The 12,766-nt window shown below is 67.9% G+C and carries 10 protein-coding genes and 1 pseudogene; 8 read left to right on the top strand and 3 right to left on the bottom strand.

Annotated elements, in window-relative coordinates; all coding sequences use genetic code 11:
• Together FHX60_RS27825 and FHX60_RS21400 are read right to left on the bottom strand one after the other, a co-directional pair.
• Positions 1 to 122, bottom strand: a pseudogene (locus tag FHX60_RS27825) (ABC transporter ATP-binding protein); the annotation flags it as partial.
• 43 nt (positions 123 to 165) lie between these two features.
• Positions 166 to 942: a 3-hydroxybutyrate dehydrogenase gene (locus tag FHX60_RS21400; RefSeq protein ID WP_183284537.1), complete on the bottom strand. Its 777-nt coding sequence runs from the start codon at positions 940 to 942 to the stop codon at positions 166 to 168.
• A 245-nt stretch (positions 943 to 1,187) separates the two neighbouring features.
• Between FHX60_RS21400 and FHX60_RS21395 the strand changes: the two genes are divergently transcribed.
• The 4 genes from FHX60_RS21395 (at position 1,188) to FHX60_RS21380 (ending at position 6,648) form a co-directional block, all read left to right on the top strand.
• Entirely contained in the window at positions 1,188 to 2,693 is a 1,506-nt protein-coding gene (locus FHX60_RS21395; RefSeq protein WP_112775929.1) for a sigma-54 interaction domain-containing protein, read from the top strand.
• Positions 2,694 to 2,992: 299 nt separating this feature from the next.
• Positions 2,993 to 3,814, top strand: a complete 822-nt coding sequence (locus FHX60_RS21390) for an aminoglycoside phosphotransferase family protein (RefSeq protein ID WP_183284536.1) — start codon at positions 2,993 to 2,995, stop codon at positions 3,812 to 3,814.
• Between the two features lie 217 nt (positions 3,815 to 4,031).
• Positions 4,032 to 5,411, top strand: coding sequence for an amino acid permease (locus FHX60_RS21385; RefSeq protein WP_183284535.1), 1,380 nt, complete (start codon positions 4,032 to 4,034; stop codon positions 5,409 to 5,411).
• A gap of 76 nt (positions 5,412 to 5,487) precedes the next feature.
• The gene (locus FHX60_RS21380; protein ID WP_260164362.1) at positions 5,488 to 6,648 is read left to right on the top strand and encodes a glycosyltransferase; all 1,161 of its coding nucleotides are present in this window, start codon (positions 5,488 to 5,490) and stop codon (positions 6,646 to 6,648) included.
• A gap of 9 nt (positions 6,649 to 6,657) precedes the next feature.
• On the opposite strand, the gene hpnA is transcribed toward FHX60_RS21380, so the two are convergent.
• Positions 6,658 to 7,665 (bottom strand): hopanoid-associated sugar epimerase, encoded by a 1,008-nt coding sequence (gene hpnA / locus FHX60_RS21375; protein WP_092314211.1) that lies wholly within the window; start codon positions 7,663 to 7,665, stop codon positions 6,658 to 6,660.
• Positions 7,666 to 7,894: 229 nt separating this feature from the next.
• Between hpnA and ispH the strand changes: the two genes are divergently transcribed.
• Genes ispH through hpnJ form a run of 4 tightly spaced genes read left to right on the top strand, consistent with a single transcriptional unit; the run spans position 7,895 to position 12,729 of the window.
• Positions 7,895 to 8,893: a 4-hydroxy-3-methylbut-2-enyl diphosphate reductase gene (ispH, locus tag FHX60_RS21370; RefSeq protein ID WP_183284534.1), complete on the top strand. Its 999-nt coding sequence runs from the start codon at positions 7,895 to 7,897 to the stop codon at positions 8,891 to 8,893.
• Between the two features lie 20 nt (positions 8,894 to 8,913).
• The gene (gene hpnH, locus FHX60_RS21365; RefSeq protein WP_183284533.1) at positions 8,914 to 10,086 is read left to right on the top strand and encodes an adenosyl-hopene transferase HpnH; all 1,173 of its coding nucleotides are present in this window, start codon (positions 8,914 to 8,916) and stop codon (positions 10,084 to 10,086) included.
• A gap of 10 nt (positions 10,087 to 10,096) precedes the next feature.
• A complete protein-coding gene (gene hpnI, locus FHX60_RS21360; protein ID WP_183284532.1) occupies positions 10,097 to 11,308 on the top strand; it encodes a bacteriohopanetetrol glucosamine biosynthesis glycosyltransferase HpnI in 1,212 nt (403 codons plus the stop codon).
• Positions 11,305 to 12,729: a hopanoid biosynthesis associated radical SAM protein HpnJ gene (hpnJ, locus tag FHX60_RS21355; protein ID WP_112775904.1), complete on the top strand. Its 1,425-nt coding sequence runs from the start codon at positions 11,305 to 11,307 to the stop codon at positions 12,727 to 12,729. The genes hpnI and hpnJ overlap by 4 nt, the downstream gene beginning before the upstream one ends.
• The last annotated feature ends 37 nt before the right edge of the window (positions 12,730 to 12,766 follow it).

The raw sequence follows: 12,766 nt of genomic DNA, 5'->3' as shown, positions 1-12,766 counted from the left end.
GGGCCGATCAACGCATGGATCGAGCCGCGGCGCACCCGCAGGTTGACGTCGCTCACCGCCGTGAACCCCTTGAACTCCTTGGTGAGGTTCCGCGTCTGAAGAATGGTTTCGTGCTGGTGCATTTGTCTCCTGCTGGTCTGTTCTGTTTTGCTGGTTTGAAAGCGTCTACTGCGCGGTCCAGCCGCCGTCGGCGACCCACGTCGCGCCGCGCACCTCGGCCGCCTGGGGCGAGCACAGCATCAGCGCAAGGTTGCCGAGCTCCTCGGGCGTCACGAACCGGCCCGACGGCTGCTTTTCGCCCAGCAAGCGCGCGCGCGCATCGTCCGCGCTCAGCCCTTCCCGAGCGGCAAGGTCGTCGATCTGCTGCTGCACCAGCGGGGTCAACACGAAGCCCGGACAGATGGCGTTGCAGGTCACGCCCGTGCGCGCCGTCTCCAGCGCGGTGACCTTGGTCAGCCCTACCAGCCCGTGCTTGGCGGCGACGTAGGCCGACTTGCCGGCGGAGCCGACCAGGCCATGCACCGAGGCAATGTTGATGATCCGGCCCCAGTTGCGCGCGCGCATGCCAGGCAGTGCCTGTCGGGTTGTATGGAACGCCGAACTCAGGTTGATGGCGAGGATGTCGTCCCACTTGCGAACATCGAAGCTATCGATCGGCGCCACGTGCTGGATGCCGGCGTTGTTCACCAGCACATCTACGGCACCGAAGCGCTCCTGCGCCATGGCGAACATGGCTTCAATCTCTTGCGGACTGCGCATGTCGGCGGGATGGTGGATGACCGCGGCGCCGGTCGCCCGGATGGCGGCGACAGCGGCCTCGGCGTCGCCAAAGCCGTTGAGCACGAGATTGGCGCCAGCCCGGGCCACCACCTGCGCGATGCCCAGTCCGATGCCGCTGGTCGAGCCGGTAACGAGCGCGGTTTTTCCGTTCAGGATTGTCATAGGAATCTGTATCTATTTTTGGGCTGGCGTGTCATGGCGGGCGCGGCCGACCGCGCATGCACGTTTCCCCGCGTGCGGAAGCGCGAGTGCGGGGGCCCGGCATCATTGCAGCGTTCGTGCCAGGTCAAAATATGACTTACACCTCGCAAAACAACGCACATTGGCACCTGAATTCTCGTTATCGAGATCATTTGGCAAAATGCGATCCTTCATGTGAGAATCCGTCTCGCCATGGAGACACCACGATGAATGAACTTCGCGAGACCGAAGACGGCGGCATGCTGGGCAATTACGACGCCGTCGCCCGGCGCGCGATGGAATCGCTGTTCCGTACCTTCGAGAATTTCAGCGAGGGCACCATCGTGGTCGACGCGCACGCGCGCGTGGTCTGGATCAACAAGCGGTATGCCGCGCGTTTCGGCTTCGAGGACCCGCAGGCGGCAATCGGGCTGGAGTGCGAGCGGGTGATCCCGACCAGCCTGATGCGCCAGGTGGTCGAGACCGGCAAGCCGATCCTGCTCGATATCCTTGAAACCCCGCAGGATCCGATGATCGTGATGCGCCTGCCGATCAAGGACAACGATGGCAATACCATCGGCGCGGTCGGCTTTGCCCTGTTCGACGAACTCAAGTCGCTGACGCCGCTGTTTACGCACTACACCCGCGTGCGCGAGGAGCTGGTCGCCACGCGCCGTACGCTGGAGCAGACACGGCGCGCCAAGTACACCTTTGCCAGCTTCGTCGGCAACTGCCCCGCCACGCTCGAGGTCAAGCGGCTGGCGCGCCGGGCCGCGCAGGCCGACGCGCCGGTATTGCTCCTGGGCGATACCGGCACTGGCAAGGAACTGCTGGCCCACGCCATCCACGCGGCCTCTGCACGCGCGGGACGGCCGCTGGTGACCCTGAACATGGCGGCCATTCCCGAAACCTTGCTTGAAGTCGAGTTCTTCGGCGCGGCGCCGGGCGCGTACACCGGCGCCGAGCGCAAGGGCCGCATGGGCAAGTTCGAACTGGCCGACGGCGGCACGCTGTTCCTGGACGAAATCGGCGACATGCCGCTGATGCTGCAAAGCAAGCTGCTGCGCGCCCTGCAGGAGAAGGAGATCGAGCCCATCGGCTCGAACCGCATCATCCGCGCCGACGTACGCATCATCGCCGCCACCTCCGCTGACCTGCCGGCGCTGGTGGAAGCCGGCAAATTTCGCGCGGACCTGTATTACCGGCTCAACGTGCTGCCGATCTGCCTGCCCCCGCTACGTCAGCGCCAGCCAGACGTTCTGCCGCTGGTCTATGCCACGCTGGAAGAAATCTGCGCGCGCGCTGAGCGCGATGCCCCGGTGCTGACGCAGGACGCGCTGAAACTGCTGGCCGAATACCACTGGCCCGGCAACGTGCGCCAGTTGCGCAACATCCTCGAGCGACTGGTGATGATGCACGACTCCGGCGAGGTCGACGGCAGCACGCTGGCATCCCTGCTCGGCATCAAGGCTGGCCCGGCACCGGCTGACGTGCCGCCGCCGCCGGCTGCACCGGCGGGCGCTGCCGAACAAGCCGCGGAGCCCGGCTACGCCGAAGCCATGGCCAGGTTCGAAGCCGCCTACCTGGTCCGGGCGCTGACGGCCAGTTCAGGCCACGTGGCCCGTGCCGCAGCGGCCATCGGCATCAGCCGGGCGGCGCTATACAAGAAGCTGGTCGCACACCGGAATGCCGGGCGCCTGCCGTCGCGCGGGATGTGGGACCTGGGCGGATGATTCTGTGGCGGCTGGAAAGCGTGCGCCAATGGCATCCGGCTGGCCGGTGCGACGCTGGGCCAGGCGTTGCGGGCCGTGGATGGCGCGACGGCCATGCAACCGCCGATGCCGCGGGGGCCAGCGGCACCACCGGATTGCGCGGGCCATAGTTGGCGTTGTTCGTGTCGCCGGCCTGCAACGATAGCTGCCCGCGCAAGATCATTCTCCGCAGTTGCCCGGACGTAAACTTCTCCGAATGCATCGCGCAGACCGGCGCGCACGTCAGACAGGATCGGACCTGACCAGTGGAAAGCACCAGGATGTTGCCCCAGACCATTGCTGCCGCGCTCGCCAGATATCTGCGCCGATGGGCACTTGTGCCGGACGCCGAACCCGTCCTGACACCGACCAGTTGCGTGCAGCCGGTGTCATACCGGGGCCAGCCGGCTATCCTCAAACTTGCCATGTGCGACGAAGAACGGCGCGGCAATGCCGTCATGGCATGGTGGAACGGCAGCGGAGCGGCTGCTCGGATACTGGCTCAGTATGACGACGCCGTCGTCATGGAGCGCGCGCCATCCGCAGGCTCGCTCGCGGATCTTTCGAGGACAGGACGGGACGACGACGCCATGCGGATCGCCTGCGCAGTGCTGGGCAGGTTGCACGCTCATGCCGCGCCTGACCAACCGCCCGTCGTCTCCTTGGGCGACTGGTTTGCGCCGTTGACGAACCCATCCTGGCCGCACGGCAACATTCTCCGGTTGTCCGCTCTGGTGGCGAAAGAGCTGTTGTCGGCCGGCGCCATCGCTCCGGTTGTGCTTCACGGCGATATGCACCACGGCAACATCCTCCATTTCGGCGCGCAGGGCTGGCTTGCCATCGATCCGAAGGGGCTTGTCGGTGAGCGCGCCTTCGATTACGCGAATCTGCTGTGCAACCCGTCCCGCAGGATCGCAGTAGGCCGATTCCACCAGCGCGTCGCCATCCTGGTGGAAGCGGCGGGGCTCGATCGCCACAGGCTGCTGCAGTGGACACTGGCCTGGTCGTGCCTTTCGGCGCTATGGATGATGGAAGACGGGCTCTCGCCTGACACCCGGTTACGAATTGCCGCGCTGGCGGCGACCGAACTCCGGCTGCTATGACGACCGCGGCCATGTCATTGCGCGCAGCCACCCACATGCGGCGTTGCCAGCAATTTTTCCTGCATTTCAGTACGAATTCAGCAACAAATATCCCTGTTATCTGATTAACCTGCCCGCTCTTTTCCGTTTGCGTGCGTCGCAAACGCAAAAGTCCGCTGCCCCCGCCAGCCCCACAAGGACTGGCGCGGCCATTCAGATCACACGGAGACAACGAAGAATGAGTGCAAGCGCAGAACATCTGCAACGCGGCCTGGGCGAACGCCATATCCGGCTGATGGCGCTGGGATCGGCCATCGGCGTCGGCCTGTTCCTGGGCGCCGGCAATGCCATCAAGATGGCCGGCCCCGCCATCATGCTGGCCTACCTGATCGGCGGCGCGGTGATCTTCCTGATCATGCGCGCGCTGGGCGAGATGGCCGTGCACAACCCGGTGGCCGGCTCGTTCTGCCGCTATGCGCAGGACCACATGGGTCCGCTGGCGGGCTACCTGACCGGCTGGAACTACTGGTTCCTGTGGCTGGTGACGTGCGTGGCCGAGATTACGGCCGTGGCCATCTACATGGGCATGTGGTTCCCCGACGTGCCGCGCTGGATCTGGGCGCTGGCAGCGCTGGCGGCGATGGGCTCGGTCAACCTGATGGCGGTCAAGGCCTATGGCGAGTTCGAGTTCTGGTTCGCCATGATCAAGATCGTCACCATCGTGCTGATGCTGATCGGCGGCGGCGCGATGATCGTGTTCGGCTTCGGCAACGGCGGCGTTGCCACCGGCATCTCCAACCTGTGGGCGCACGGCGGCTTCATGCCCAACGGCGCCTCGGGCGTGCTGATGTCGCTGCAGATGGTGATGTTCGCCTACCTCGGGGTCGAGATGATCGGCCTGACCGCCGGCGAGGCGCGCAATCCGAAGAAGTCGATCCCCGACGCGATCAACTCGGTGTTCTGGCGCATCCTGATCTTCTACGTCGGCGCGCTGTTCGTGATCCTGGCGCTGTACCCGTGGAATGAGATCGGCTCGCAGGGCAGCCCGTTCGTGCTGACCTTCGAGCGCCTGGGCATCAAGACCGCCGCCGGCATCATCAACTTCGTGGTGCTGACCGCGGCGCTGTCGTCGTGCAACGGCGGCATCTTCAGCACCGGGCGCATGCTGTACAACCTGTCGCTGCAGGGCCAGGCGCCGGCGGCCTTCGCCAAGGTCGACCGCAACGGCGTGCCGCGCCGCGCGCTGCTGGTGTCGATCGCCGCGCTGCTGGCCGGCGTGCTGCTCAACTACCTGGTACCGGAGAAGTTGTTCGTCTGGGTGACCGCGATCTCCACCTTCGGCGCGGTCTGGACCTGGGCCATCATCCTGGTCACGCAGATCCAGTTCCGCCGCGGGCTGGCCCCGGCGGCGCGCCAGGCGCTGGCGTTCCGCATGCCGTTCTGGCCGTATGGTTCGTATATCGCGCTGGCGTTCCTGGCGCTGGTGGTGGCGCTGATGGCCTACTTCCCCGATACGCGCGTGGCGCTGTACGTGGGGCCGGGCTGGCTGGTGCTGCTGACGATCTGCTACTACGCGCTCGACATGCGCTCGCGCGGGCCGGTGAGCTACCGCGCCTGAACCACCGGCGGGCCCGCGCCCGCCGGCTGGCCATCGCCTAAAATGGCCCCCGAACCATGCCACCGCAGGGGGCCGCATGACTGAGACCACCGTGCCCGGCGCCGCCATGGCGCTGTCGCTGCTGTCGCTCGCGATCTGGGCCGTGCTGCTGTTCGGGCGCGCCGGCTTCTGGCGTGTGCGCCGGCCACCGGCCGCACCGGCGCCGGCGCATTGGCCGGAAGTGGTCGCCATCATCCCCGCGCGCGACGAGGCCGAGGTCATCGGCAGCGCGGTGGCCGCAGTGCTGGGCCAGCGCTACCCGGGCCCGCTGGCGCTGGTGGTGGTGGACGACCACAGCGCGGACGGCACCGCCGATATCGCCCGCGCCGCCGCGGCCACCACCGCGCGCCCGCATGCGCTCACCGTCATCGGCGCGCGCGAACTGCCGACCGGCTGGAGCGGCAAGGTCTGGGCGCAGTCCGAAGGCCTGGCCGCCGCCGACCGTGTCGCGCCGCAGGCGCGCTATGTCTGGCTGACCGATGCCGACATCCGCCACGGAGCGGGCGTGCTGGCCGGCCTGGTGGCGCGCGCCGAGGCGGAGCGGCGCGACCTGGTCTCGCTGATGGTGCGGCTGCGCTGTGCCTCGGCGTGGGAACGGCTGGTGGTGCCGGCCTTCGTCTTTTTCTTCGCCAAGCTCTATCCCTTTGCCCGCGTGCGCGATCCGCGCAGCCGCGTTGCCGCCGCGGCCGGCGGCTGCATGCTGGCGCGCCGCGCGGCGCTGGCGCGCATCGGCGGCTTTGCCGCGATCCGCGGCGAGCTGATCGACGACTGCAGCCTGGCCGCGCGCATCAAACCCGGCGGCCCCATCCGGCTGGACCTGGCCGACGACAGTGTGTCGCTGCGCCCGTATGACGACTGGCGCAGCCTGTGGGACATGATCGCGCGCAGCGCCTACACGCAGCTGCGCCATTCGCCGCTGTGGCTGGCGGGCGCGGTCGCCGGCATGGTGCTGACCTATCTGCTGCCGCCGGTGCTGGCGCTGGGCTGGGGGGCGTGGCCGGCATGGCTGGCCTGGGCCGCGATGGCGCTGGCCTACCTGCCGATGCTGCGTGAGTACCGGCAACCGTGGTGGCTGGCGCCGCTGCTGCCGGTGACGGCGCTGTTCTACCTGGGAGCGACGCTCGACTCCGCCCGGCGCTACCGGCTGCGGCGCGGCGGCCAGTGGAAGGGCCGCAACCAGGCCCCGCTGCGCCGCTGAGCTGGCGGCTCAGGGATGGCCAAGGTACCCGTGCGCGCGGAACCAGGCCAGCGCGTCGCGCAGCCCCTCCTGGTACGGGCGCGGCTGATACCCCAGTTCCTTGCGCGCCTTGTCCGAGGTAAAGAACATCCGGTAGCGGGACATATTGAGTCCATCGACAGTCAGGAACGGCTCCTTGCCGGTCAGCCGCGCCGCCGCTTCCGCGCCGTAGGCCAGCGGGTACAGCGGCCAGCGCGGCAGCTGCAGGGTCGGCGGGCGCCGGCCGCACAGCTGCGCGATATCCCGCAGCATCTGCTGCAGCATCACGTCCTGACCACCCAGGATGTAGCGCTCGCCGGTGCGGCCGCGCTCCAGCGCCAGCAAATGCCCGTTGGCGACGTCGTCGACGTGGGCCAGGTTCAGCCCGGTATCGACAAAGGCCGGGATCTTGCCGGTGGCGGCCTCGACGATGATGCGGCCGGTCGGCGTGGGCCGCACGTCGCGCGGCCCGATCGGGGTGGACGGGTTGACGATGACCGCGGGCAGGCCGTGTTCGGCGACCCGTTGTTCGACCACGCGCTCGGCCAGCACCTTGCTGCGCTTGTACGCGCCGATGGCTTCATGCGGGCGCATCGCCGCGGTCTCGTCCACCGGTGCCTGCGCGCCGGCGACGCGCAGCGTCGCCACGCTGCTGGTATAGACCACGCGCTCGACGCCGGCCCGCTGCGCGGCTTCCATCACCGCCAGGGTGCCGTCGACGTTGGTGCGCACGATGTCTTCCGGATCGCGCGCCCACAGCCGGTAGTCGGCGGCCACGTGGAACAGGTACCGCACGCCCTGCAGCGCCGCGGCCACGGCCGCGGCATCGCGCATGTCGCCCTGCGCCACGGTCACCGGCAGCCCGGCCAGATTGGTGCGCGGGCTGTGCGGGCGCACCAGCACGCGCACGCGCCAGCCGCGCGCCAGCGCCTGGCGCGCCACCGCCGATCCCAGGAAACCCGCTGCTCCTGTCACCAGCACGTCATCGTTTTTGGTCATCAGCCCGTTTCCCGTAAGGCGGCGTCGCCAGGGCCGGCCCTGCGCCGATCGTGGCGGCGCCAGACAAAGCCGGCGTGTCGGGTATATAGTAACCACCGTGCGAGGAAAATGTGATCCGCGGCGGATCTCCGGTGGGTCTGGCTCGATACCGGGCATCGCCGGGGCATCGTTTTCCGTTGCGCGATCCCAAACACTGAAACCCGTAGCAAAAGGGTCGGGGGCCTACTCCATGCAGGTGATTCTTGCTCAGCCCCGGGGCTTCTGTGCCGGCGTGGTGCGCGCGATCGAGATCGTCGACCGCGCCCTCGTAAAGCATGGTGCGCCGGTGTTCGTGCGGCATGAGATCGTGCATAACAAGCACGTCGTACAGGGACTGAAGGACAAGGGCGCGCGTTTCGTCGAAAAACTGGACGAAGTGCCGGCCGGCGCGGTGACCATCTTCAGCGCGCACGGGGTGTCGCGCGAAGTCGTCGACGATGCCCGCCAGCGTCAGCTACATGCCATTGACGCCACCTGCCCCCTGGTGATCAAGGTCCACACCCAGGGCCGCCAGTACGCCGCCAGCGGCCGCACCGTGATCCTGATCGGCCATGCCGGCCACCCCGAGGTCGAAGGCACCATGGGCCAGATTCCGGGCAAGGTAATCCTGGTGCAGAACGAGGCCGATGTCGGCAAGCTCGACCTGCCCGAAGACACCCCGGTCGCCTACGTCACCCAGACCACGCTGAGCGTGGACGACACCCGCAACATCATCGCCGCGCTCGGACGGCGCTTCAGCAACCTGGTCGGCCCCGATACGCGCGACATCTGCTACGCCACGCAGAACCGCCAGAGCGCGGTGCGCGACCTGTGCAAGCTGGCCGACGTGATCCTGGTGATCGGCGCGACCAACAGTTCCAACTCCAACCGCCTGCGCGAGATCGGCACCGAAAGCGGCGTGCCCAGCTACCTGATTGCCGAAGGCAGCGAGCTCGACCCGGCCTGGGTACGCGACGCCAACGTGGTGGGCATCACCGCCGGCGCCTCGGCCCCCGAGGCCATGGTCGAAGACGTGATCGCGGCGCTGCGCCGGCTGGGACCGGTCGAGGTCAGCACCATGGCCGGGCGCGAAGAGCATGCCGAGTTCCGGCTGCCGGCCGAGCTGGCCGACGTGAAGCCGCCCGCGGCATCGCTCCAGTCCGGCACGGACGCCGCGCCGGCCCCCGCCAACGCGAACATTGCAGGCTGAACCAACCAGAGGAAGCTGTCGTGGCCATTCCGCTCCTGCAGGTTGCCCGCGTGGGCGCCTATATCGTCGGCAAGCACCTGTCGCGGCAGAAACGCTACCCGCTTGCGCTGATGCTGGAACCGCTGTTCCGCTGCAACCTGGCGTGCTCGGGCTGCGGCAAGATCGACTATCCCGACCCCATCCTGAACCAGCGCCTGTCGGTGCAGCAATGCCTGGAGGCGGTGGATGAGTGCGGCGCCCCGGTGGTGTCGATCGCCGGCGGCGAGCCGCTGCTGCACAAGGACATGCCGCAGATCGTGCAAGGCATCATCCAGCGGCGCAAGTTTGTCTACCTGTGCACCAATGCGCTGCTGATGGAAAAGAAGCTGGACCAGTATCAGCCCAGTCCGTATTTCATCTGGTCGGTGCACCTGGACGGCGACCGCGAGATGCATGACCGCTCGGTGTGCCAGGAAGGCGTGTACGACCGCTGCGTCGAGGCGATCCGCGCCGCCAAGGCGCGCGGCTTCCGCGTCAATATCAATTGCACGCTGTTCAACGACGCGCAGCCCGAGCGCGTGGCGAGGTTCTTCGACTCGGTCAAGGCGCTGGGCGTCGATGGCATCACCGTGTCGCCGGGCTATGCCTATGAGCGCGCGCCGGACCAGCAGCACTTCCTGAACCGCGGCAAGACCCGCCAGCTGTTCCGCGACATCCTCGGCCGCGGCCGCGCGGGCAAGAACTGGGCGTTCAGCCAGTCGACGCTGTTCCTGGACTTCCTCGCCGGCAACCAGACCTACCACTGCACCCCGTGGGGCAACCCGGCGCGCACGGTGTTCGGCTGGCAGCGCCCGTGCTACCTGGTGGGCGAAGGCTATGCCGCGACCTTCCGCGAACTGATGGACGAGACCGACTGGGACGCCTACGGCACCGGCAACTACGAGAAATGCGCCGACTGCATGGTGCACAGCGGCTACGAAGCCACCGCCGTGGCCGACACCTTTGCCCATCCGCTCAAGGCACTCGGCGTCAGCCTGCGCGGCGTGCGCACCAGTGGCCCGATGGCGCCGGACATTGCGCTGGACCGGCAGCGGCCGGCCGAATACGTGTTCTCACGCCACGTCGAGATCAAGCTCGAGGAAATCCAGCGCACCCGGCCGCCCGCGAGGCAGCCACGAGCGGCCGAGGCGCCTGCCGGCGCCGCCACGCACTGAAGCCATTGCCATGGCCGCCGGACTTGCCAGCATCCTGCCCGGCGCAGCGCTGGTGTGCGCGGCGGCTGGCTATGCACTGGCCGCGGCCTGGCTGTCGCGACGCAAGCCCGCGCCACGCGGCGCCATGGCCGCCACGCCGGTCAGCGTGCTCAAGCCGCTGTGCGGCGCAGAACCGCGGCTCTATGCCAACCTGGCAACCTTCTGCCGGCAGCGGCATCCGTGCTTCCAGCTGGTATTCGGCGTGCGCGCCGCGAACGATCCCGCCATCGCGGTGGTGGAACGGCTGCGGCGCGACTTCCCGGCCTGCGACATCGCACTGGTGATCGACCCGCGGGTGCACGGCAGCAACCTCAAGGTCAGCAACCTGATCAACCTGTCTGGCGCGGCCAGGCACGACGCGCTGGTCATCGCCGACAGCGACGTCGCGGTGGCGCCGGACTACCTGGCGCGCGTGACCGCGCCGCTGGCTGAGGCCAACGTCGGCGTGGTGACCTGCCTGTACCGTGGGCATGCCATCGGCGGCTTCTGGTCGCGCCTCGGCGCGCAGTTCATCGACGACTGGTTTGTGCCGGCGGTGCGCATCGCCCACGCGGGCGGCTCGCGGCGCTTTGCCTTTGGCGCGACCATCGCGCTGCGCCGCGACGCGCTGGCGGCCATCGGCGGTTTCGGGGCATTGCGCGACCGGCTGGCGGACGATTTCTGGCTGGGCGAGCTGACGCGGCGGCTGGGCTTGCGCACGGTGTTGTCGGAGGTGGTGGTGACGACCGACATCACCGAAGACGGCTTCACGCTGCTGTGGCGGCATGAACTGCGCTGGATGCGCACGATCGCCTCGCTGAACCCGACGGGCTATGCGTTCAGCTTCGTCACCTTCACCTGGCCGATGCTGGCGTTGGGCATGTGGCTGGCGCCGCTGCCCCTGGTGACCACCGCGGCGGTCGCCGGCGTGGTGGCGCGCAGTGTGCTGGCGGGCAGCGCCGCGGCGGCATTGCGGGCGCCGCTGCGCGATGGGTTGTTGCTGGCGTGCTGGGCGCTGGCGTTGGCTGGCAAGCGGGTGTGGTGGCGGGAGCAGGTGCTGTCGGCAGGTGCAGGGCAGCACTCCGGTCGAGCGCCGGCGCTCTCCCCCGCCCCGCTCCAGCAAGCGGGAGAGGAGGGAAAACAGGCGAAGCCCGCTCCCGACACCCGGGCTTTCACCGGCATCCAGACCAAGAGGCCGCTATGAAAAAAACCCTGTTCCTGCAGGCCCCGTCCTTCGACGGCTTCGATGGCGGCGCCGGGTCGCGCTACCAGGCCAAGCGCGAGATCAAGTCGTTCTGGTACCCCACCTGGCTGGCGCAGCCGGCCGCGCTGGTGCCCGGCAGCCGCGTGCTCGATGCCCCGGCCGACGGCCTCACCGTGCAGCAGACGCTGGACATCGCGGCGGACTATGAGCTGGTGATCATCCACACCAGCACGCCGTCGTTCCCCACCGACGCCAGGTTCGCCGAGGCGCTGAAGCAGCGGCATCCCGGCATGATGATCGGCATGGTCGGCGCCAAGCCCGCGGTCGATCCCGGCGGCACGCTGGGCGCGAGCGACGCCATCGACTTCGTCTGCCGCGAGGAATTCGATTACACCTGCCAGGACGTGGCCGCGGGCAAGCCGCTCAGGGACATCCTGGGGCTCAGCTATCGCCTGCCGGACGGCTCGCTCGAACACAACGGCCAGCGCCCGATGATCGAGGACATGGACGCGCTGCCGTTCGTGGCGCCGGTCTACCAGCGCGACCTGAAGATCGAGAACTACTTCATCGGCTACCTGAAGCATCCTTACGTGTCGATCTACACCGGCCGCGGCTGCCGTTCGCGCTGCACCTTCTGCCTGTGGCCGCAGACCGTGGGCGGGCACCGCTACCGTACCCGCTCGGCGGCAAGCGTGATTGCCGAGGTGAAATGGATCAAGGAGAACATGCCCGAGGTCAGGGAGATCATGTTCGACGACGATACCTTCACCGACTTCAAGCCGCGCGTGGAAGAGATCGCGCGCGGACTGGGCCAGCTGGGGGTGACGTGGTCGTGCAACGCCAAGGCCAACGTGCCGTACAGCACGCTCAAGATCATGAAGGAAAACGGGCTGCGCCTGCTGCTGGTGGGCTACGAGTCCGGCGACGACCAGATCCTGCTGAACATCAAGAAGGGCCTGCGCACCGACATCGCGCGCCGCTTTACCGAAGACTGCCGCAAGCTGGGCATCCAGATCCACGGCACCTTCATCCTGGGCCTGCCGGGCGAGACGCGCGAGACCATCGAAAAGACCATCGAGTACGCCAAGGAAATCAACCCGCACACCATCCAGGTCTCGCTGGCCGCGCCCTATCCCGGCACCACGCTGTACCGCCAGGCGGTGGAAAACGGCTGGCTCGAGGAGAACAAGGTCATCAACCTGGTCAACGACCAGGGCGTGCAGCTGGCGGCGATCAGCTACCCGCACTTGTCGAAGGAGGAGATCTACCACGGCGTGGAGACCTTCTACAAGCGCTTCTACTTCCGCCCCGGCAAGATCTGGGAAATCGTGCGCGAGATGCTCGGCAGCTGGGACATGATGAAGCGGCGCCTGCGCGAAGGCGTGGAGTTCTTCCGCTTCCTGCGCTCGCACGAGGCCTGATCCTGGCCCGGGCGCTTTCCGCTGCGGCGCAACGCGC

It is taken from the genome of Cupriavidus alkaliphilus, from assembly GCF_014191175.1.
GTDB classification, from domain to species: Bacteria; Pseudomonadota; Gammaproteobacteria; order Burkholderiales; family Burkholderiaceae; genus Cupriavidus; species Cupriavidus alkaliphilus.
Note: the sequence above shows the minus strand (reverse complement) of the source record. Positions and strands in the feature narration are given on the sequence as shown.